General features: G+C 72.4%; 16 protein-coding genes. 9 read left to right on the top strand and 7 right to left on the bottom strand.

From position 1 onward, the window contains the following. Position 1 precedes the first annotated feature (1 nt). From CF165_RS22240 to CF165_RS22225, 4 genes are all read right to left on the bottom strand, one after another. A complete protein-coding gene (locus CF165_RS22240; protein WP_093949476.1) occupies positions 2–1,321 on the bottom strand; it encodes a M14 family zinc carboxypeptidase in 1,320 nt (439 codons plus the stop codon). A 197-nt stretch (positions 1,322–1,518) separates the two neighbouring features. After that, positions 1,519–6,987, bottom strand: a complete 5,469-nt coding sequence (locus CF165_RS22235) for an ATP-binding protein (protein WP_093949475.1) — start codon at positions 6,985–6,987, stop codon at positions 1,519–1,521. A 256-nt stretch (positions 6,988–7,243) separates the two neighbouring features. Beyond that, the gene (locus CF165_RS22230; RefSeq protein ID WP_093949474.1) at positions 7,244–7,483 is read right to left on the bottom strand and encodes a hypothetical protein; all 240 of its coding nucleotides are present in this window, start codon (positions 7,481–7,483) and stop codon (positions 7,244–7,246) included. A 97-nt stretch (positions 7,484–7,580) separates the two neighbouring features. After that, on the bottom strand, positions 7,581–9,803 hold the full coding sequence (locus CF165_RS22225) for a right-handed parallel beta-helix repeat-containing protein (protein WP_158226815.1): 2,223 nt from the start codon (positions 9,801–9,803) through the stop codon (positions 7,581–7,583). 262 nt (positions 9,804–10,065) lie between these two features. Here CF165_RS22225 and CF165_RS22220 point away from each other — a divergent pair, with 262 nt between their 5' ends. Both CF165_RS22220 and CF165_RS22215 read left to right on the top strand, forming a co-directional pair. Continuing rightward, positions 10,066–11,571 carry a CehA/McbA family metallohydrolase gene (locus CF165_RS22220; RefSeq protein WP_093949472.1) on the top strand — a complete coding sequence of 502 codons (1,506 nt, stop codon included), beginning with the start codon at positions 10,066–10,068 and terminating at the stop codon, positions 11,569–11,571. A gap of 87 nt (positions 11,572–11,658) precedes the next feature. Next, positions 11,659–12,453: a hypothetical protein gene (locus CF165_RS22215; protein WP_240521726.1), complete on the top strand. Its 795-nt coding sequence runs from the start codon at positions 11,659–11,661 to the stop codon at positions 12,451–12,453. Positions 12,454–12,680: 227 nt separating this feature from the next. Here the strand turns inward: CF165_RS22215 and CF165_RS22210 are convergent, their stop codons facing one another. Beyond that, a complete protein-coding gene (locus CF165_RS22210; RefSeq protein WP_093949471.1) occupies positions 12,681–13,889 on the bottom strand; it encodes an MFS transporter in 1,209 nt (402 codons plus the stop codon). 81 nt (positions 13,890–13,970) lie between these two features. Between CF165_RS22210 and pdxR the strand changes: the two genes are divergently transcribed. Then, positions 13,971–15,386, top strand: coding sequence for a MocR-like pyridoxine biosynthesis transcription factor PdxR (gene pdxR / locus CF165_RS22205; protein ID WP_093949470.1), 1,416 nt, complete (start codon positions 13,971–13,973; stop codon positions 15,384–15,386). Here the strand turns inward: pdxR and CF165_RS22200 are convergent. Continuing rightward, positions 15,314–15,838, bottom strand: a complete 525-nt coding sequence (locus CF165_RS22200; RefSeq protein WP_093949469.1) for an SRPBCC family protein — start codon at positions 15,836–15,838, stop codon at positions 15,314–15,316. The two genes, pdxR and CF165_RS22200, sit on opposite strands and share 73 nt — an antisense overlap. A gap of 146 nt (positions 15,839–15,984) precedes the next feature. On the opposite strand from CF165_RS22200, the gene CF165_RS22195 reads away from it, so the two are divergent. Together CF165_RS22195 and CF165_RS22190 are read left to right on the top strand one after the other, a co-directional pair. Then, positions 15,985–16,503 (top strand): bifunctional nuclease family protein, encoded by a 519-nt coding sequence (locus CF165_RS22195; protein WP_093949468.1) that lies wholly within the window; start codon positions 15,985–15,987, stop codon positions 16,501–16,503. Positions 16,504–16,577: 74 nt separating this feature from the next. Next, positions 16,578–17,546, top strand: coding sequence for a sigma-70 family RNA polymerase sigma factor (locus CF165_RS22190; RefSeq protein WP_093949467.1), 969 nt, complete (start codon positions 16,578–16,580; stop codon positions 17,544–17,546). Here the strand turns inward: CF165_RS22190 and CF165_RS22185 are convergent. Further along, on the bottom strand, positions 17,510–17,989 hold the full coding sequence (locus CF165_RS22185; RefSeq protein WP_205660937.1) for a DUF2087 domain-containing protein: 480 nt from the start codon (positions 17,987–17,989) through the stop codon (positions 17,510–17,512). The two genes, CF165_RS22190 and CF165_RS22185, sit on opposite strands and share 37 nt — an antisense overlap. Positions 17,990–18,080: 91 nt before the next feature. On the opposite strand from CF165_RS22185, the gene CF165_RS22180 reads away from it, so the two are divergent. From CF165_RS22180 to CF165_RS22165, 4 genes are all read left to right on the top strand, one after another. Continuing rightward, a complete protein-coding gene (locus tag CF165_RS22180) occupies positions 18,081–19,718 on the top strand; it encodes a fatty acyl-AMP ligase (protein ID WP_093949466.1) in 1,638 nt (545 codons plus the stop codon). Further along, entirely contained in the window at positions 19,711–19,968 is a 258-nt protein-coding gene (locus tag CF165_RS22175) for an acyl carrier protein (protein WP_240521725.1), read from the top strand. Before CF165_RS22180 ends, CF165_RS22175 begins: the two co-directional genes overlap by 8 nt. A 1-nt stretch (position 19,969) precedes the next feature. Further along, positions 19,970–20,287: a hypothetical protein gene (locus tag CF165_RS22170; protein ID WP_093949464.1), complete on the top strand. Its 318-nt coding sequence runs from the start codon at positions 19,970–19,972 to the stop codon at positions 20,285–20,287. After that, a partial coding sequence (locus CF165_RS22165; RefSeq protein ID WP_143268631.1) for a WXG100 family type VII secretion target occupies positions 20,287–22,010 on the top strand: 1,724 nt, incomplete at its 3' end. The genes CF165_RS22170 and CF165_RS22165, both read left to right, overlap by 1 nt.

The following is a 22,010-nucleotide window of genomic DNA, read 5'->3' as shown; positions in this document are numbered from 1 at the left end:
ATCACTGCTGGTACGGCGCCGCCGCGGCCTTCGCGGCGGTGACCAGCGCGCCCTTGTTCTTCGGCCAGAAGGTGCTGTCCACACAGGTGTAGCGCGGCAGGAAGCCGCCGCAGGTGCCGCTCGAGCCGCCGACCTCGAACGTCACGCTCGCGACGCCGAGTTCGCCGTAGGTGAAGTCGTCGGTGGTGCCGCTCGTGTCGTAGCCGACGGTTTCCTCGTTGGTGCCGACGAGGTAGCCGTTCGACGCGGAGTACTTCGCGCCGAGCCTGCGGTACTGCGCGTCGTTCGGCGAGGTCGCCTGCGTGAAGCCCCACGGGATGATGATGTCGTTGCCGTAGCTGTGCAGCGTGATCATCGTGCCCTTGGCGGTCGACGGCGCCGGGTCGTTGTTCCCGGTGCCGCGCTGGTCCGGGAAGATCGCGCGGGCCAGCTTCTCCAGCGCCTGCACCTCGGGCTCGGAGCCGGCGCTCACGCCCTGGTAGGTCTCGGAGCAGGCGGCGTTGGAGTCGCCGCCCCACTTGAACGTGGAGTTGCGGTTGAGGTCGACGCCGATGTTCGTGCCGGTGCAGCCGCCGCGGGAGTTGTTCGCGTTCTTGCGCTGCAGCTTCGGCGAGTTCCCGCCGGAGGCGACGATGTCGACGCCGTCGGGGTTGGCGATCGGCACCACCCACACCTCGGTGGTGTCCAAAATGGACTTGGCGGTCGTGTCGGTGGCGTAACCGTCGGCGAGGTAGTCGATCCACCGCCAGGCCAGCTCGCCGGTCGACAGCTCGCGCGCGTGGATCTGGGCCATCAGGAAGAACTTCGGCTTCGGCGACGTCGTCGACAGCGTGCAGTCGCCCGCCTGCTTCTTCGTCAGGCAGATGGCCTGGATGTCGTGCCCGCCCTGGCCCTTCGTCTTCTTCCACGACTGGCCGATCGTGTACTTCGTGGCCAGGTCCGGGTGCGCCGAGGCGACCTGCGCGAGGTGGTTCTCGTGCGCGGTGACGGTCCGGTACCCGCCGTAGAAGGTGTCGGCCGCCAGGCTGTTCGTGCGGGCGGGGAGTTCTTTGTAGACGGTGTCGAAGTACGACGGCCGGAAGCCCAGCGCCCGCAGCTTCGCGGCGACGGCCTGCCCGCCGACGACGTTGACGGTGCCGGCGTCACCCTCTTCGACGTCGAAGCCGGCCGCGGTCAGCGCCTGCGCCTGGGCGGCGGTGGCCGGGACGCGCCAGAACACCGGCGTGTCCGTCGGCTGCGCGGAGGCGGTGCCGCCGAGCAGGGTGGTGAGCAGGACACCGGTCGCCGCGAGGGCGAGCCGGGACAAGGACCTTGACGCCATCGGGGGATCTCCTCACGCCGCACGGATGGACGCCCGGAGGGGGACCGCGAGCCCACGGTCACCGTACCGGCACGCACAGTGTGTCGGCCCGGCACAAACCCGCCATACCCCCGAAAGTCGTGAAGCGCTGGGCGGGTCGTGAGTGAGAAACAGTGTTCTAACACTGTTTCTCACTCACGACCGGCGGCCGCGGAACGTCAGCGCTTCAGGCCGTGCTCGATGGCTTCGATGATCCGCGGCCGCAGCTCGGCGGCGCTGATGATCGCGTCGACCGAACCGACCTCGACCGCGCGCTGGATGCTGTGCACCCGGTCGAACTCCGCCGCCACCTCGCTCACCTTCTCCGCCCGGACCGCCGACTGGACCTCCGCCAGCTGGGCGTTCAGCGTCGCGCGGGACGCGCCGCCCGCCGCCGCGATCCGCGCCTGCAGTTCCGTCACGCGGGGGTCGTTCGCCGTGCGGTTGTTCACCTCGCCGGAGAACACCACCGCCGCCGCCGGGGCGCCGCCCAGCACCGAAGCGAACGAGCCCTCCAGGGCCAGCACCGTCATGTTCGGGTTGAGCGCCTTGGAGAACACCACGAACGCGCCGCCGTGGTACCGCGAGATCACGCAGAACACGATCGGGCCCTCGAAGTTGACGATCGCCCGGCCGATCTCCGCGCCGTACTCCAGCTGCAGCTTGCGCAGCGACTCCGGCGAGCCGTCGAAGCCGGACAGGTTCGCCAGCACCACCAGCGGCCGGTTGCCCGACGCCGCGTTGATCGCCCGCGCCGTCTTCTTCGACGACCGCGGGAAGAGCGTGCCCGCGGTGTAGGTGTCCGGCCCGTCGGTGGGCGGGAAGCCGCGGCGGGGCACCGAACGCGACTCGATGCCGACCAGGCAGACCGGGCGGCCGCCGATGTGCACGTCCTGCACCGCGGCCGTGTCCGCGTCGGCCATGCCCGCCCAGCGCTCCAGCACCGGGTGGTCCTGGTCCGACAGCGCGCGCATCACCGTGCGGATGTCGAACGGCTTCTTGCGGTCCGGGTTGTGCTCGGCCGAGAAGATCTCGCCCACGGTCGTGAAGTCGCTGCCGACGATCGCGTGCGGGTACGGCGAGACGTCGCGGCCGGCCGGGTCGTTCGTGCCCACCTTGCGCGGCCCGGACTCGCCCGGCACGACGTAGGTGTGGTCGTAGTACGACATCAGCACCGCCCGCGCGGCCGGCAGGTTCGGCGCCCAGTACTGCGCCTGGCCGTTCGGCCCCATGACGCGGTCGTAGCCGCCGATGCCGTAGTTGTCCTCGGCCGACACGCCACCCGAGAAGTCCAGCGCCTGCTTGCCGGTGAGCACCATCGCCGAGTCCGGCGTCATCACCAGGATGCCCTTGGTGTGCATGAGCATCGTGGCTTCGGCGTTCCAGTACGGCTGGGCACCGACATTGATCCCGTTGACGACGATGTTGATCTCGCCGCCGTCCTGGGTGAACGTGACGATCCGCTTGAGCGCCGCGGCGACCCAGTCCATGTTCTCGGTGCCCGAGGACATCGAGATCCGCGCCCCCGACGACAGCGCGAACCACTCCAGCGGCACCCGCATCCGCTCGGCGAGGTCGAGCGCCGCGATGACCCGCGAGCACTCCGGCTCCGACAGCGCACCCAGCGACTTCGTCGGGTCGCCGAGCAGGACGACCCGGGTGACGCCTTCGGGGTGCAGCTCGGTCGGCGTCGTGACGACGCCCGCCACGATCGCCGCGGTGTTCTTGCCCTTCGGCCGGTCCACCGGGACCAACGTGCCCGAGGAGTCCAGGTCATGCTCGGCGAACGTGCCGTCGGGTCCGGCGAGCAGGCTGGTCAGCTCGTACGGGTAGACGTTGCCGCGCCGCGCCGCGCGCAGCACTTTCAGGCGGTACTCGTCCAGCGGTTTGACCGGCTCGGTCGACGGCGGCTCGACGTGCAGCTTCGCGCCGTGCCCGGGGTCGATGGCGATCCGGACGGCGAGCTCGGTCAGCTTCCCCGCGTCGGTGCGGCGGCGGGCCAGGAACTGGACCTCCTCCAGCCCGGCGCCCACCGAGGTCGGCAGGATGCGCTGGACCAGCGCGTTCAGCTCGTCCGTGGTCAGCTCGGTCGGCGGCCAGACGTACATCATGATCCGGTTGGTGTCGAACCGCTTGTTCTGCGGCCGCTGCGCCTGGATGTTCCGGATCGCGTCGAGGCAGGCGGTGACCGCGTCCTCGAGGGCGGGCAGGGCGACCAGCCTGCCGTCGGCCTCGCGCAGCGGCGTCAGGTCGCGGACCTGGCCCATCGCGATCAGCCGCTCGTCGGCGGGATTGGTCTTCGCGACCGCCTTGAACAGGTAGATCTCCTCGTCGGCCGAGGGCAGCCGGGTGAGGTCGAACTCGCGCAGCCGCTGCAGCTGAAGCCGCTGCGCGATCTGCGGGTGCAGGCCGCGGATCAGCCGGTCTTCCGTGAAGCCGTCGCCGTCGCGCTCGAAGGTGAAGTGGTGGTGCATCACGGCGCCGCCGGTGCCGGCCACGGTGAACACGACGCGGCGCACGCTCGGCGGCACCGGGTGCTCGGCGAGCAGCGCGCCGAGCCGTTCCGCGGTCGCGTCGACGTCCGGCTGGTCCTCCCAGCGCAGGTACAGGTCGGCGACGACGCCCTCGGTGGCCACCTCGCCGAGCGCGCCCAGCGCGCCGGGCAGGGCCGTGATGTCGACGGCGGTGGTGACCAGCGGCAGCGCGCCGTCGCCGGTGTTCAGCTCGGCGGTCAGCCACCGGGAGCCGCCGGCGTCGCGCACGGCGACCCCGGACAGCCGCCGGTTGCCGTAGTAGCGGCGGGTCAGCACTTCCAGCAGCGGCGCGTGGTCGCGGCCCGGCCGCCCGATCCGCTGCCCCACCAGCCGCACCAGGGGCTGCGAGCCGGTGATCATGGCCTGGATCCGCTCGGCGCGGTCCGGCGCGTCCGGGTGCTGGTCGAGGTACCGCAGCTCGGTGCGGACCGCGGCGTAGACGCGAGCGCGGTTGCGGCGCAGCAGCGGCTGGGCGAACCAGCGGAAGACCACGCCGCGGGCGAGGTCGGACACCGCGGGGAAGCGCACCTGCGTGGCCTCGACCAGGTGTTCCAGGGTGAGCCCGGCGCGTTCGCTGAGCGCCTCGGCCGGCGGCGCCCCGGCCAGCCACTGCCGCAGCAGCTCCGAGACGACCGCGACGTCGGCCGCCATCCGCTGCTGTGCCAGGAAGATCCGGAAGACCGCGGCCTCCAGCTCGGGCGTCCGCTCCAGGTCGGTGACGCCGTAGTGCGCGAGGACCCGCTTCAGCTTCGCCTGGAAGCCTTCGGTGACGCCGGCGCGTTCGACGTCGAGGCTCTGCAGGTAGCTGTGGAAGAACTCGCGCGGGCTGTGCACCGGGCTGCCCGGCTCGGAGAGCTCGCCGCCCGGGGTGTTGCGGCTCAGCTCGGACAGGTCGGCGAAGACGGTGAGCAGCTCCAGCTCGCCTTCGACCGGCCGGTTGCCCAGCTCGGCGCGCGCCTCGAGGTAGGCCGCGACGAGCCGCTTGCGCTCGGCGGGATCGACGTCGAAGCCGAGCAGCAGGCTGCGCAGGTCCTGGAGGCCGCGTTCGACGCGCTCGGCCGCGGACACGCCGTCCGGAACACCGGGCAGGTCGATCTCGACGGTCTCGGTCTCCTCGGCGGCCGCTTCTTCGGCGCCGTCGGCCAGGGGCTCCAGGCGCATCAGCGGCGCACCGGTCTCGACCTGGCTGCCGACCGACACCGGGCATTCGCGGACCCGGGCGCGGAACGGCGCGCGCAGCACCGTCTCCATCTTCATGCTCTCCAGCACGAGGATCGGCGCGTTCGCCTCCACCTCGTCGCCGACGGCCAGGGGGGTCGCGACGACCAGCGCGGGCGCGGGGGAGCGGACGACGCCGCCTTCGTCGCGGCTGACGCGGTGGGTGACGCCGTCGACCTCGACGAGGTGGATCGGGCCGTGCGTGGCCGACACCAGGCGGAAGCGCTCCCCGTTGACCAGGATCTGGCCGCTGTGGGCGTCGAACCGGTCGATGCGGACGTCGGCGTGGTGGACGTCCGAGCCGCCCGCCGAAACGCCGACGCGGAACCGCGCCAGGCCGGCGCGGGCCACGCTGACGCGGTAGCCGGTGCCGCGGAGCTTGAGGTCGAGCGGGCGGCCAGTCTCGTGCTGGACCTGCGGGCGGCCGCCGTGGGCGGTGGACAGCAGCCGCCGGACGGAGACCTCTTCCTCGTCCTGGTAGGCCTCGATGGCGGCCGCGGCGAGCGCGATCGCGGAGTGCCGGTGGGTGACCAGGCGGCCTTCGGCGCGGACGCGGTCGATCCAGCCGGTGTCGGCGCTCGCGTCGATCACCTCGGGCTGGTCGAGCAGGTCGAGCACGAAACTCTTGTTGGTCGCGCCGCCTTCAATGATCACGATGGTCTCGGCCATCGCGCGGCGTAGCCGGCCGAGGGCCTCGTCGCGGTCGCGGCCGTAGGCGATGATCTTGGCGATCATCGAGTCGAAGTCGGCCGGGATGGTGTCGCCTTCGCTGACGCCGGTGTCGACGCGGATGCCGGGGCCGGCGGGCAGCGCCAGCCGGGCGATGCGGCCGGGGGAGGGGGCGAAGTCACGGTCGGGGTCTTCGGCGTTGAGACGCGCCTCGATGGCGTGACCGCTCTCGGCGGGCTGGTCGCCTGCGAGCTTCCCACCGCCGGCGACGTGCAGCTGCAGCTTGACCAGGTCGGTGCCGGTGGTGATCTCGGTGATCGGGTGCTCGACCTGCAGGCGGGTGTTGACCTCGAGGAAGGCGAACAGCTTCTCGCCCGGGTGGTACAGGAACTCGACGGTGCACGCGCCGCGGTAGCCGACGGCGACGGCGAGCCGTTCGGCCGACGCCTTGAGCTCGGCGGTCTGCGCCGGCGCGAGGACCGGCGACGCCGACTCCTCGATGATCTTCTGGTTGCGCCGCTGCACCGAGCAGTCGCGGACGCCGAGCGCCCACGCCGTCGCGCCGTCGGAGATCACCTGGACCTCGACGTGCCGGGCGCCGGTGACCAGCCGCTCCAGGAACACGACGCCGGAGCCGAACGCGCGCAGGGCTTCCTGGCTGGTGCGCTCGTAGGCGTCGGCGAGGTCCTCGCCGGAGGCGACCATGCGGATGCCGCGCCCGCCGCCGCCCGCGGTCGCCTTGAGCATCAGCGGGTAGCCGATCTGCTCCCCGGCCCGCAGCGCGTCTTCGAGGGTGGCGACCTCGCCGCGGCTCCACGGCGCGACCGGCACGCCGACCTCTTCGGCGATCAGCTTCGCGCCGATCTTGTCGCCGAGCTTGCGCATCGCGTCGGCGCTCGGCCCGACGAAAGTGACGCCGACCTTCTCGCACAGCTCGGCGAAGGCCGGGTCCTCGGCGACGAATCCCCAGCCCACCCACGCGGCGTCGGCCTTCGTCTCGACGAGGGCCCGCTCCAGCTTGGCGAGGTCGAGGTAGGGGCGCGCCGAGGCGGGGCCGAGGTCGTAGGCCAGGTCGGCCTCACGGACGAACGTGGCGGTGCGGTCGGCGTCGGTGTAGAGGGCGACCGTCTCGATCCGCGTCCCGGTTTCCGCCGACAGGTCCCGGACGGCGTGGATCAGCCGGATCGCGGCCTCTCCGCGGTTGACGATGGCGACACGACTGAACACCGGCTGAGCCTCCCAAGTACGCACGCGCAGAAGGCGACGTACCTACCTGGAACGTCGCCCGCACCTGTCTACACCCTGCTGGATTACCCCGGGGGAGACCAATGTCCGCCATGGCGCATGCCGGGGCGGCTGAGTTGTGGGAACCCCACAAAAAGCGACCCGCGCCACACTGCCGGGGCCGGGTTTCACGCGAGGTCTGCCACAAAGCACGTCGCGCAGCCTACGGCCGGGGAAACATCCGGCGACGAGGCACGACTCAAGAAGCCAGCAGGACGTCCGAGTCCAGCACCTGGCCCAGCTCGCGACGTTCGGCCTCCGACAACGGGACGGCGGCGACGCTGCAACGGCCGTCGGGGCCGGGCGCGGTCGTGATCGCCAGGACCGGCTTGCCGTCGATTTCCCGCAGCGTGACGCGGCCGCCGCACGAGAGGTCCACCGTGACCCCGGGGCGGTCGCGGTGCCTGCCCAGCCAGCGGCCGACGAAGTCGAAGGTCATCACGGTCTCCCCTCGGAACGTTCACTCCCCTGGAACACAGGTGTCCTCCGGTAATGCCCCGGATACCTCGGGTTCACACCTGATCATGGCGGAAAGGTCACCGGGGCCCGGCCGCGGCCATCACCGATTTCGCGGCGTCGGGCCAGTTTCCGCCGGTCACGACGGTCGTGTCGCTGATGACGACGTTCGTGCCGAGGTTCTTCACGACGGTGTTGTCGGTGAAGTTGTGGTGGATCGTGATGTCGTGGATGGTCGGCGTCCACATGCCCACCCAGCGGCCGGTCTCGTTGCTCACCACGTTGTCGTGGGTGTCCCACCAGGAGCTGCCTTCGTCGTGGTAGAGCATGTTGTTGTTGTGGGGCGCGGTGTGCACCCAGTTTCCCGCGGTGACCGATCCGGCCGCGGCGTCCTGGCCGCCGAGGGTGTAGATCGGGCCGCCGTCGAGCAGGGTGCGCATCACGTCGTGGATGTCGTTGCCGAGGATGCGGTTGGCGCCGGAGTAGATCGTGCCGCGCCGGCAGGCCTTCAGGCCCTGCTTCGCCTGCAGCTCGCACGGTGACGCCCAGCCCCAGCCCCAGCCGAGCGAGATGCCCGAATACGGCGTTTCGGCGATTTCGTTGTGCTCCAGGGTGAGCCGGCGCCCGTGCCCGGTCCAGATGCCGACGGCGTCGTGGTAGTCCTGCCCGACGCGCGTGATCGTGCTGTCCGCGACCGTGATGCCGAGTGTCATGCGGGCGGGGTCGGTGAGGTAGTAGTCGTCCACCTCGCCGATCGCGACACCGCCCGCGGAGGTGTCGGTGATCGTGGTGTGCGTGATGCGGGCGTCCTGGGTGCCGTCTTCGAGGGCGATCCCGGCGCCGCCGAGCTGCCGGAAGGTGCTGCCGTCGACCGTGATGCCCCGGCCGCGGCGGATTTCGAGCGCGGCGGGCGGCCGGATCGGCGCGTGCGGGGCGGCCGCGGCCCACTGGACACCGGCCTGGTTGTCGACGTAGCCGTCGCGGGAGGGCAGGGTCCACGTCGTCCCGGTGAAGGTGAGGCCGCTGAAGGTGAGGTCGTGCGCCGGCCGCACGACATCCGGGGTGACGACGAAGGCGTCGACGAGGAAGGTCCGGTCGGTGCGGCTGGTCAGCGTCACCGTGTGCCTGCCCTTCGGCAGGTCCTTCACCTCGTAGACGACCTGCTGCGCGAGCCGGACGTCGCCGGCTTCGGTGTGCGTTCGGGGATCGGGGCGGCCGTCCACGGCCGCGGTGAACGCGCCCTGGTCGGTGTTCGTCTCCGCCAGCACGTCGAGTCCGGTGCCGGTGAAGGTGTAGCTCACCGAAGCGCCCGGGGTGGTGGTGACGTGCACGCCGTCCTGGAAGTCGCCCAGCGCCCGGTCCGCCGACGTCGTCCACGCGCCCCGGTAGGTCGCGGTGTCGTCGTCGGCCGGCGCCAGGTGACCCGGCGTGCCTTCCGCCGAGACGAGCGTCTCCAGCACCGGGAGTTCGACGTCGGCCTTCGCCATGTCCTGGCCCGGCAACGGGATGTAGGACAGGCGCCCGGCCGCGCGGTCGAGGTACCACTGGCCGGGCTTGGTGAGCAGTTCGTAGGCGTTCTCGACCCAGCTGACGCCGTCGAGCTTGGGGAGTCCGTTGCCGTTGAAGGGGAACTGCCGGTTGATGACGGCGGTGCTGTTGTTGCGCCAGCAGTCCGGCTGGACGTTCAAAGCCGAGCCGGTGCCCTCACGGGTGATCGAAGCGAGCGGGCAGCGCATGTGCTTCCACTTGTTCTCCTGCGCCACCTCGACGTCCTTCTGGTTCGTCAGCGCGGCGAAGGACGGGTCCGGCGTGCTGAAGCCGGTCGCGGTGACGGTGAAGGCCGCGGGGTCGAGCGCGGTGCGGGCGCGTTCGGCGCGGACGCCGTCCACGAACAGCTGCCGCGTGTCGGTGCCACGGGGAACGCTCGCCGTGTAGATGCCGCGAGCGGGGTCGGTGGGGGTGAAGCCGGTGACCCGCCGGGCGCCGGTGAGCACCGGCGTCTCGCCCGGGGCGGCCCGGAACGCGACCTTCGCGGCCGTCCGCGGCAGTTCGAGAGTCCGGTTCAGGCGGTAGGTTCCGCCGCGCAGGAGCACCGTGACGTCGCCGTGTTCCCCCGCGAGCCGCCGGGAAGCGCTTTCCAGCGAGCACGGGTGCGGAACCGAGCAGGCCGCGCCGTGGCCGTCCGGTGCCGCGACCAGGGTGCGGCCGGACGCCGCGCCCGCCGGAGCCGTCAGGGTGACACCCGTAAGCAGAACCGCGCCCAGTGCCGCACCCACAGCCGTGCTCAGCCGTCCGAAGTCCATGACCCGACGCTGGCACCTCATACATCAGATGTCAACGCACCTTCTGTCGTAGTCAGTGGGGTTACGTGGGAAAAGGCGGCTTAGACATCGGATGAATGTGCCGCTGGCTGGGACGGCGGCGACAGGGGACACCGCGGCGGAAGCCGCCCTCGCGAAGGCGTACCCCGTTCTGGTCGGGAACCGTCGAAAGTTCACCGGCGGTTCTTGCCGGTGTTCGCGTCGGCGGCCTAGCGTCGGGACGTCGTCCGATGCGGAGGTACGCATGAGCTCTGGGGACTTCAGCCGGCGGACGCTGCTGCGCGCGGGCGGCATGGCGGCCGCGGGCATGCTGCCCGGTGTCGCGTTCGCCGATCAGCCCGGTGGCGCCGGCAGCCAGACCCGGACCGTCACCGGCACGCTGGAACCGGACGTGCCGGACTGGTACTACCTGCCCGTCGGCGTCCCGCGCGGAGTGCGGCAGATCGACGTCGGCTACTCCTACGACAAGCCCCCGGTGCCCGCCGGCACCCGGGGGAACGCCTGCGACATCGGCATGTTCGGCCCCGAGGGCCACGAGCTGGGCACCGCCCGCGGCTTCCGCGGCTGGTCCGGCGGCTTCCGCGACCGGTTCTCGATCAGCGCGTCCGAAGCGACGCCCGGCTACCTCGCCGGGCCGATCGAGCCCGGCCGGTGGCACGTCATCCTCGGCCCATACACCGTCGCGCCCCAGGGCCTGCGCTACCGGGTCGACATCACGCTCACCTTCGGGCCCGGCGGCCCGCCGTTCAAGCCGAACCCGGCGCCCGAGACGGCGCCGGCCCGCGAACGCGGGCGTGCCTGGTACCGCGGCGACAGCCACCTGCACACCGTCCACTCCGACGGCCGCCGCACGCCCGAGCAGCTCGTCGCCGACGCCCGTGCCGCCGGGCTCGACTTCATCGTCTCCACCGACCACAACACCTCCAGCTCGCAGCTGGTCTGGGGCGACTACGCCGCCGACGACCTGTTGATCCTCAACGGCGAAGAGGTGACGACCCGCTCCGGGCACTGGCCCGCCATCGGGCTGCCCGCCGGCACGTGGGTCGACTGGCGCTACCGGGCGGGCGACCCGCGGGACTTCCGGCGCTTCACCGACCAGGTGCACCGCGCGGGCGGCCTGGTCACCGCGGCGCACCCGTTCGCCAACTGCTTCGGCTGCACCTACGAATTCGCCTACGAGCTCGCCGACCTGGTCGAGGTGTGGAACGGCCCGTGGACCCAGGACGACGAGGCGAGCGTCGTCCACTGGGACGGGCTGCTGCGCGGCGGCCGGTTCGTCCCGGCGATCGGCGACTCCGACGCGCACAACCCCGACCAGCGGGTCGCGCTGCCGCACACCGTCGTCCTCGCCGACCGGCTGCGCCGCCGCGAGCTGCTGGCCGGGCTGAAGGCGGGCCGCTCGTGGCTGGCCGAGTCCGCGGCGGTGCAGCTGGACTTCACGGTCTCCGGTGGCGGCGCCGGCGCGGGCATCGGCGAACGGCTGGCCGTGGGCACCGGGACCCCGGTGACCGTCCGGGCGGTCGTCGGCGGGGTGCCGGGCACCACCGTCACCTTCCTGGACCAGCTCGGCCCGGAGCACACCGAGACCGTCGGCGACTCGGGGGCGGCCACGGTCACGTGGACGACCTACGCCCGCTACAGCCGGTGGGTGCGCGCCGAAGTCCGTCGCCCGTCCGGCGGTCCGAACACGACAGTGCCCCATGCGATGGTGGCCATGACGAACCCGATTTTCCTCGGCACCGGCCGCTGAACCCCCGCCCCGTGCACCGCGCCCCCCGGTTGGGCAGACTGGGACGAACGGGTGACAGGAGGCAGGGTGCGCGGTTGTGGCCTGAAGGTGGCCATCTTTCTGGGGGCGGTCGTCGTGCTGACCGCGGGGATCGTCGTGGCGGTGGTGCTGTCGCGCGGCTCCGTCCGCACGCCGGGGTGCACGGTGGCGCTGCCCGGTGAGAACGCGTCCGCGTACACGTTCACCCCGGAGCAGATGAACAACGCCGCGACGATCTCGGCCGTCGGGGCCAAGCTGGGCCTGCCCCCGCACGCGGCGACGATCGCGCTGGCCACGGCGTTGCAGGAGTCGAAGCTGCGCAACCTCGAGGGCGGTGACCGCGACTCGGTCGGGCTGTTCCAGCAGCGGCCGAGCCAGGGCTGGGGCACGGTCGCGCAGCTGCGCGACCCGGTCTACGCGGCGACGGAGTTCTACCAAAAGCTCGAGAAGCTTCCGAACTGGGAGACCCTGCCGATCACCGAAGCGGCGCAGGCCGTCCAGCGCTCCGGCGCCCCGGAGGCCTACGCGCAGTGGGAGCCGCAGTCCCGCGCGATGGCCGCCGCCTTCAACGGCCAGTTCCCGGCCGCGCTGACCTGCCGCAACCTGACCCTGGCCGCCCCCGCGGACCTCGCCGCGGCGGCGACGGGGGAACTGGGCGCGGCTCGCCTGAGCGGAGCCCACCCGGCCGGCCAGGGCTGGACGTACGCGACATGGCTGGTGGGCCGGGCGGAGGCCCTGGGAGTCGACAAGGTCAGCTTCGCCGGGCAGACGTGGACGGCGGAGTCCGGAGCCTGGGCGCCCGACTCGGCGGCCGGCCCGGACCTCTCGGTGCACCAGACGTCCGCCGCCCAGGTCAGCGAGTAGCGGCCGGGGTTGCGCCCGCCGCTGCCGGCCACGGCAGGCGAGGTCTCCCGACGGCCGGGCCCCAAGCGCCCCAATGTGGCGTTGGGTGCGTTGGATGCACCGAACGCCACATTGGGTGCGTTGGATGCACCGAACGCCACATTGGGTGCGTTGGACGCACCGAACGCCACATTGGGTGCGTTGGACGCACCGAACGCCACTTTGGGGCGCATGAGGACCAGGCCGGGTCAGCGGGTGGCGGCGGCCCAGCGGACCGCGGGCCCCATCGCCCAGCCGGCGACCGCGAAGACCGCGCCCATGAGCAGCCAGCCCGGCAGGCCCCAGCCGATGACGACCGTGCTCAGCAGTACCGGTCCGATCGCGCGCGCCACCGACGTTCCCGTGCCGAAGAAGCCCTGGTACTGACCCTGCTTGTCCGCGGGCGCAAGGGCGAAGCCGATCTCCCAGGACCCCGCCGACTGCAGCATTTCGCCCAGCACCTGTACCAGCGCGCCCACCGCCAGCACCCCGAAAGCGGTCCACGGCGAGGTGCCGGATGCCGAAAGCGCGAAGGCCACGCAGGAGGCGAGCAGCAGCACCCCCGAACGGCGGACCATCCGCGCCGCCGAGCCGATGCTCGCCACCCGGCCCGCGACGCGGACCTGCAGCAGCACCACCACGACCGTGTTGAGCACGAACAGCGCGGACACCGTCCAGCCCGGCGCGGCCGTCCGCTCGACGATCCACAAGGGAATCGCCACGCTCAGCAAGGGCATGCGCAGCAACAGGATCGCGTTGAGCACCGTCACGAGCGCGTACGGCCGGTCGCGCAGCACGGCCAGTTTCGGTTCGCCGGTGCGCGAGGCCGAGGAAGCCGGGACCGCCGGCAGCGCGTACAGCAGCGCCGCGGTCACGACGAAGCTCGCCGCGTCGAGCACGAAGACCGTCAGGTACGCCGAGGCCGTGTCGGCCGCCAGGGCCAGCCCGCCCAGGCCGGCGCCGACGGCGAGACCGGCGTTGCCCGCGGACTGCAGGTGCGCCCGGACGCGCGTCCGCCGCTCCGGGTCGGCGAGCGCGGCCAGCAGGGCCTGGCGGGCGGCCGCCAGCCCGGTCTGGCAACTGCCGTAGAGGCACGCGGCCATGACGAACGGCAGGGGCGAGCGGACCACGAGGAAGGCCAGGATCGACGTGCCCGTCGCCAAGGCCAGCAGCACCGCCGAGCCGCGGGCGCCGTGGCGGTCGGCGAGGTGGCCGAGGGGCACGCCGGCGACCGAGCCGACCGCCCAGCCGAGCGTGAGCCCGAGCCCGACCTGCGCCGGCGTCAGCCCGGCGATCCGCGTGAAGAACAGCACCGAGCAGGTCAGGAACGCGCCGTCGCCGAGCGAGCCCGCCAGCTGGGCGGCGGCGAGCAGCCGGCCGGGGCGCCGGGTCGCCGGGCGTTCGAGAGTCACCGTCATACCGGTCACGTTAGGGCGAAACTTGGCCCTGTCCCAGATCCAATTCCGACCACTTGCAGTGGGCCAATGTAAGGTCGCGGGATGGACTTCCACGTCAGCTTGGCCGGGCGTGGCGACCTCAGCGTCCGGATCTACCGGCAGCTGCGCGACGCCGTGCTGGACGGCAGGCTGCGGGCGGGGGAGCGGCTGCCGCCGACGCGGGAGCTGGCGCGGCGCCTGGCCGTTTCGCGCAACACCGTCGCGGTCGCCTACGACCGCCTGACCGCCGACGGCTTCCTGACCGGCCGCGTCGGCGCCGGGACGTACGTCTGCGCCGAGCTTCCCGCGCCGAAGCCCCGCAAGGCCGCTTCGGTGCCGGGGCCGCGGCCGAAGGCGGTGTGGCGGTCGCTGCCGCCGCCGGCCGCCGCCGCGGCGCGGGCGCCGGTGTACGACTTCCGCGTCGGCATCCCCGACGCCGCGCTGTTCCCGCTGGAAACCTGGCGGCGGCTGCTCGCGCGGGAGCTGCGGGACGCCGCCGGGTTCGCCCGCTACGCCGATCCGGGCGGGCACCCGGGCCTGCGTGCGGCGATCGCGCGGCACGCCGGCGTCTCCCGCTCGGTGCGTGCCGACGCGGACGACGTGCTCGTCACCCAGGGCGCACAGCAGGCCCTGGACCTGCTGTGCCGCGTGCTCCTGGAGCCCGGCGACCGGGTGGCCGTCGAGGAGCCGGGGTACCGGCTGGCGAAACTGCTCTTCGCTTCGCACGGCGCCGACGTCGTCGGAGTTCCGGTGGACGGCGAAGGCCTCGACGTCGCCTCGCTGCCCCCGCGGACGAAGCTGGTGTACGTCACGCCGTCGCACCAGTTCCCGCTCGGCACGCCGATGTCCCTCGCGCGGCGCACGGCGCTGCTGGAGTGGGCCGGACGCGCCGGCGCGGTCGTCGTCGAGGACGACTACGACAGCGAGTTCCGGTTCTCCGACCGTCCCCTGGAACCGTTGCAGAGCCTGGACCGCGCGGGGCGGGTGGCCTACGTCGGTTCGTTCTCCAAGACGCTGCTTCCCATGCTGCGCCTGGGTTTCCTGGTCGCCCCGCCGTCGCTGCGGGACGCCCTGCGGCACGCGCGGCAGCTGTCGGACTGGCACGGCGATCTGCCCGCTCAGGCCGCGTTGGCCCGGTTCGTCGACGAAGGCCTGTTCGCCCGCCACCTCCGCCGCGCGACGAAGGTGTACGCCGAGCGCCACGAGCGGATCACGGCAACGCTGGAAAGCGCCTTCGCGAGCCGCTTGCGGCTGGTGCCTTCGGCCGCGGGCCTGCACCTGTGTGCCTTCGCGGAGGAGGGCACCGACCTGGAGCCGGTCGCCGCCCGCGCGGCGGCGGCCGGCGCGGCGGTCCAGACGCTGTCCGATCTCTGCGGCGGCTTCCCGCGGCCGGGCCTGGTCCTCGGCTACGGCTCGATCCCCCTGGACCGCATCGACGACGGCCTCGCGGCGCTCGACCGCGCCTGGGCACCCCGCTGAGCGCGGGCCTCGAGCGCCGCCAGGGTGTGTTCGATCGACCGGACGTTGTAGCCGGGCCGGTCGGCGCGGCCGGTCACGCGCGGGCCCATGAACTTCCGCACCACCCAGCTGCCGATCCGGTACCAGTTCTCGGTGACCAGGCAGCCGGTCGCGCTCGGCGCCAGCACGTATTCCCACCGCGAAACCCGCGAGCCGAGCGGCGTCCGCACGTCGAAGGCGAACCGGCGGTCCGGCTCGAACGCGACCACCCGCACCCGCGTCCACCAGCGCAGCTCGCCGTTGCGGTTGCGGCCGCGGAACCGCGCCCCGAGCGCCGGGCCGGTGCCGTCCAGCCACCGGCCGCCGACGTTCTCCGGGCTCAGCTCGCCCATCCGCGGCAGGTCGGTGACCCACGACCACACCGCGGCGGGGGTGGCCGGGACGTCGATGCTGCGGGAAATCGTCGGTTCCACGTCACGACGGTGACAGCGCCGCGCCGCCCGGGGCAAGGAATCCCGGCGTTGTCCGCAGCCGGGAAGAGCCGGTCCGGGGACCCGCGGTTGCGACCGGACCGTTCTGGGTACTACGCGCGCGGAGGAGTCTCGACACGGAGGGTGCGGTGGTCAGCGTGATCCCGATCGAGGTCGTGGGCATGGCCGTTCCGGTGCCGGGTGAGGCACCGTTGATGCTCCTTCGCGAGCCGGAGGGCGCTCGCCGCTGGCTCGCGATCATGATCGGGTACGGCGAGGCCGAAGCCCTCGTCCGGGCCCGGGAGCAGATCGCGCTGCCGCGCCCGGGCACGATCGAGCTGCTCGGCGACGTGCTCGCGGCGTTCGGCCAGGGCCTGGCCGCGGTCGAGCTGACCGAGGTGCGGGACGGGATCTTCTACGCGGACCTCGTCCTCGCCTCCGGCACCCGCGTGTCGGCCCGCCCGAGCGACGCGGTCGCGCTCGGCCTGCGCCAGGGCGCGCCGATCAGCGTCGCCGAAGAGGTGCTCGACGTCGCGTCCGTGCAGCTCGAAGTCGAGCAGGAGACCGAAGGCCCGGCCGTCGACGCGCTGGACGCCGACGCCGAAGTCGCCCGGTTCCGCGCCGAACTCGACGACCTGCGGCCGGAGGACTTCGGCGACCCCGAGTGAGAATGTTCTCCCGCCGCCGATGAATCCCGGCCGCGGTGCCGGTACACCCACCGAGGCCGGCCGGAGGGAGAACGATGCAGGACTTCGCCGCGCGCACCGAGCCGCACCGGCGTGAGCTGCTGGCGCACTGCTACCGGATGCTCGGCTCGGTGCACGAGGCCGAGGACCTGGTGCAGGAGACCCTGGTGCGCGCCTGGAAGGCGTGGGCGGGCTACGACCCGGCCCGCGCCTCGGTGCGCACCTGGCTGTACCGGATCGCGACCAACGCGTGCCTGACGGCGCTCGAAGGGCGGGCGCGGCGGCCGCTACCGTCCGGCCTCGGCGGCCCGGCGGGCGACCCGCACGCGCCGTTGACGCCGTCGTTCGAAGTCCCCTGGCTGCAGCCGTTCCCGGACGCGCGGCTGGACGACCCCGGCCTGCGCCTGGCCCGCCGCGGCACCCTGCGGCTGGCGTTGCTGGCGGCGATGCAGACGCTGCCGCCGAAGCAGCGCGCGGTGCTGATCCTTCGGGACGTCCTGGAGTTCAGCGCGGCGGAGGTGGCCGGTTTCCTGGACACGACACCCGCGGCCGTGAACAGCGCCTTGCAGCGTGCCCGCGCCGGGCTCGGCGGCCTGTCGGCGGACGAAGTGGCCGAACCGGACGACACGGCGGTGGAAGCGGTCCTGGACCGGTACGTGCGGGCGTTCGAACGGGCCGACGTCGCGGGCCTGGTCGAGCTGCTGACCGACGACGTCGTGATGGAGATGCCGCCCGTGCCGCTCTGGTTCCGCGGCCGGGACGCCTACGGCCGGTTCCTGGACCGCCTGTTCGCCCTGCGCGGCCCGGGCTGGCGCATGACGCGCACGGCGGCCAACGGCCAGCCCGCGCTGGCGGCGTACTGCCGCGACGACGCCGGCGTGCACCGGCTGCACACCCTCCAGGTGTTCACCGTGACGGGGTCGCGGGTCGCGCACAACGTCGTGTTCGCCGATCCGGCCGTGCTGGCGGCGTTCGACCTCCCGGCGGCTCAGCCGGCGGCGCGGGCTTCCGACGGACGGCCGTAGGCGCCGCCGTCGTTGCTGCGCTGCAGCAGGCCCTCGTCGACCAGGTAGCGGCGCAGCGTCGCGTGGTCGTCGTGGACCATCGACAGCTTCTCGCGCACTTCCTGCTCGGTGTAGAGCCGCCCGGGCTCGAACCGCTCGGCGAGGTAGGCGAGCAGCAGCTGCCGTCGCTTGCCCGAGTGCGGGATCGTGACGAGCCGGCCGCGGCTGAACAAACTGTCGAGCGGGTCCGCCGGCGCCTTGCCGAGCGCGTCGCGGAACACTTCGGGCACGGCCCGGTAGTGGTCTTCGTCCTCGGTGACGAGCCCCGCGCCGACCAGCCGCTTCGCGAGCTTGGCCGGGACACCGGCGACGGGAAGTCCTTCCGGCGCGGCGCAGATGCGGGCGAACAGGTGCAGGCGATCGGCGTCCGCGAGGGCGGACACCAGCGCTTCCGGTACGGCCATGGTGCCCGACCGTACCGGTGGTCCTGCCCGGGGTGAACCCGGTTTCGCGCACCGGGCGGACGGTTCGCGGGCGGGCCGGTAGGTTGCCACCGTGCCTCGTCCGTCCGTGACCGTGCCCGAGGAGGTGCTGCGCGCCTCGATCGTGGACCGGCTGTTCGCGCGCGAGGACGACGTGCGTCCGCTGTTCACCCACCAGGACCACAGCCGCGGCGTCGAGCACACGCTGACGTGGGCGGAGTTCGCCGCCCGCGTCCGGGTCGTCGCGGGCGGCCTTCGCCGGGTCGCCGAGCCGGGGGAGCGGATCGCCATACTCGCGGGCCAGGAACTGGCTTATCCGCTGGCGTTCTTCGGCGCGCTGGCCGCCGGTCTCGTCGCGGTCCCGCTGATGGCACCCGCGAACGCCGCGCAGGCCGAGCGGCTCACCGGCGTCCTGGCCGACTCCGGGGCGCGCGTGTGGCTGACGTCGTCGGCCGCCGCGGCGAAGGTCCGCGAGTTCGGCGACCCCCTGGTGGTCGAGGAGCTGACCGGCCCGGGCACTGATCCGGTACCGGCCATGCCGGAAAGCCCGGCGTACCTGCAATACACGTCGGGCTCGACGCGCGAACCGGCCGGCGCGGTGATCCCGCACCGGGCGATCGTCGCGGCCTGCTGGCAGGGGAGCCGGGCCTACGCCGTCGACGAGGGCACGACCTGCGCGGGCTGGATCCCGTTCTTCCACGACATGGGCCTGATCCAGCTGCTGTGCCTGCCCGTCTTCGCCGGCGCGCGGTCGGTGTTCATGGCCCCGGCCGAGTTCGTGCACCGGCCGCGGCGGTGGCTGCGGCAGCTGGCGGACCACCCCGCGGTGTTCACCGCCGCCCCGAACTTCGCCTACGACCTGGCGGCCGACGCGGGTCACGGTGACGACGACCTCGACCTCTCGGACGTGCGGGTCGCGCTCAACGGCAGCGAGCCCGTCCGGCCGCGGACGGTCGAGCGCTTCCAGGAGGTCTTCGGCCCGCACGGGTTCCGGCGCGAAGCCCACCGGCCGTCCTACGGGCTCGCCGAAGCCACCGTGTACGTCGCGAGCGCGGGGCCGGAAGGCCCGCGCGGCGCGGTGTTCGACCGCGAAGCCCTCGCGCAGGGCCGCGCGGTGGAAGCGGCGGACGGGCAGGAACTCGTTTCGGTGGGCCGTCCTGTCGGGCAGCTCGTGCGGATCGTCCGCGACGGGCGGGAACAGCCCGAGGGCGTGGCCGGCGAGATCTGGGTGCACGGCCCGAACGTCGCGACCGGCTACTGGGGCCGCGGCGACACCGCCACGTTCGGCGCCAAGCTCGACGGCCTCGGCGGCTGGCTGCGCACCGGCGACCTGGGTGTCGTGCACCGCGGCGACCTCTACGTCACCGGACGGCTCAAGGACCTGATCGTCATCGACGGCCGCAACTTCCACCCGCAGGACATCGAAGCCGCGGCCGGGGAGGCCCACCCCGCGGTCCGCCGCGACCGCGTGGCCGCGTTCGGGGTCGCCGACGAAAGCGGCGAGGGCGCGGTGGTGGTGGCGGAATGGGCGCGCGGTGCCGACGCGGACTCCCAGGAGGTCACCCGGGCGGTGCTGCGCGCGGTTTCGCGGGAACACGACCTCACGCTGCGTGCGGTACATCTGGTCCCTTCCGGCGGACTTCCGCGCACATCGAGCGGCAAGGTCGCCCGGTCGGCCGCCAAGGCACGTTATGGTGGCGCCCGTGGGTGATCACCGCGCCGAGGTCACGAAGGTCGTCAGCGACACCTTCCGGCTCGACCCGGCTCTCGTCGAGCCCGACGCCACCCTGGAAGAGCTGGGCATCGACTCGAAGGGCCGGATCCGCCTGCTGGCGGCACTGGAGGTCTACTACGGGGTGACGATCGACCTGGAGCAGCTCGATCGGTTCACCGACGTGGGATCCGTGGCCGACGTGCTCGCGGAAGCCCTGGGAACTGGCGGATCCGAGGAGAGGCGCTGAGATGAGCAGCGGGGGGTACACCGCGACGACGGAAGCGTTGTCGACGGCGGCCAAGACCATCGGCGATCTGGCGGAGCATCTGCTCGACGACAACCCGGACCTGCAGAACTCGCAGGTGACGGCGGAGAAGTTCGGCCGGGCGCACACCGCCCACGGGGAAAAGTACGCCACCGGCGCGAAAGCGCTGTGGGCCGCGGTCTCCGCGTACAGCAGCACGCTGGGCTCGTTCGGCACGAACATCGGCACGGCCGGCAAGAGCTACGGCGCCAACGAGGGCGACCAGGCCGGCGCGATCACGAACGCCGGGGGCTCGCTCTGATGGCGGACAAGAAGAAGTGGTCCGACGTCAAGGCGATCTTGGACGACCCGAGCGTGCCGCCCGGCCAGAAGAGCGCGCTGATCAGCAGCTGGCTGCGGGAGAACCCGCCACCGCCGCCGTTCCTGGCCGACTCCGAGCCGGACGACATCAAGCAGAAGCGGCAGGAAGCCGACAAGTACGCGCGGGCCTTCAACGCGAACCCGCTGTTCGCCGGCCAGTCGGTCGACGAGGCCTACGACAAGGCCAAGAAGAGCGGCGACCAGAACAGCTACAACGAAGACCAGGAAAAGAAGGCCGTCGACGAGGGCAAGACCAAGCTCGACAGCACCCAGCCGCCGTCGGCGGAGGGGACCACCGGGACCAAGACGTCCGACGAGATCTTCGACGCCGCCGCGCCCGCGTTGAAGCTGTTCGAGACGTTCGGGTCGCTGCTGGCGAAGATCCCGGCCGACTGCCGCGGCAACACCCGCGCGCTGGACCTCGACAAGGACATCCGCCAGCCGTTCGACGAGCAGCGGGGCATCAGCTTCAAGGACTTCGTCGACGACGCCGCGCACTTCAAGCGCGGTTCGGAGACCGTGGACCGGACGGCGCAGGACACCGGGTCCCAGCTGGGCACCCTCTTCCGGACCTGGACCGGCGCCGGCGCCGACGCGGCGTCCGACACCTACGACGAGAAGATCCAGCCGAAGGCGGTGAAGCTGTCGCAAACGCTCGGCGGCGCGAGCGAAGCGACGCTGCACACCGCGACCACGGTGTTCCAGCTGTGCAAGGGCAAGGCCGACGCGGTCATCGCCCTGTACACCGACTTGGTCGGCAAGGCCGACTACACGATGGCGCAGAAGGTCGTCGCCGTCGCCAACGGCGAGCACGGCAGCAAGGACGACCTGGCCCAGATCGCGGGCTGGATGGACCTCAACTTCGGCACCAACCTGATCAAGACGCTCAACGACCAGGGCTGCTGCGACGGCGACGAGATCAAGAAGCACGGCCAGGACCTGGCCAAGCAGTGGGTGCAGAACCAGTTCAACCCCGACATGTGGGACCGGCTGTACCAGGGGTTCGCGAAGACCTGCAAGGACACAAAGGACCTCGTCGACCAGGCGTACGACGCGCTCGACAAGGTCATGGGCTCGGTGCGCAACGAGTTCGAGGGCGTGACGCTGCCGGGTGGCACGGGGACGGGTGGCGCGGGTACCGGTGGTGGAACCGGCGGCGGCTCGGGCGGTGGTTCCGGGACTGGCGGCTCGGGCAGCGGCTCGGGTTCCGGCGGCTCGGGTAGCGGTAGCGGCTCGGGTTCGGGCACCGGCTCGGGTGCGGGCGGTTCGGGTTCCGGTGGTGGCTCGGGATCTGGTGCCACGCCGCCGCCGATCCCGGATGTGGACACGCCATCCGGGACGGGATCCGCGGGCGGTTCGGGTTCTCCGGGCGGCTCGCCGGGTGGTCAGGACACGGCGGACGCGGAAGCCGAGAAGCAGAAGGCCGCAGCGGAGGCGGAAGCGGCGAAGCAGAAGGCCTCGGACGCGTTGAAGTCGCTCGACGGTCCCCCGATCCAGACCGAGTCGGGCGCGGGTTCGTCCGGCTCCTCGGGGTCCGGGAGCGGCGCCACACCACCGCCGATCCCGGACGTGGACACGCCCTCCGGCGCCGGTTCTTCGGGCGGAGCCGGCGGTTCGGGCGACCAGGACGCGGCGGCGGAGGCGGCGAAGCAGAAGGCTGCCGA

Source organism: Amycolatopsis vastitatis (assembly GCF_002234595.1).
GTDB classification, from domain to species: Bacteria; Actinomycetota; Actinomycetes; order Mycobacteriales; family Pseudonocardiaceae; genus Amycolatopsis; species Amycolatopsis vastitatis.
This window is presented reverse-complemented; position numbering and strand designations above follow the sequence as displayed.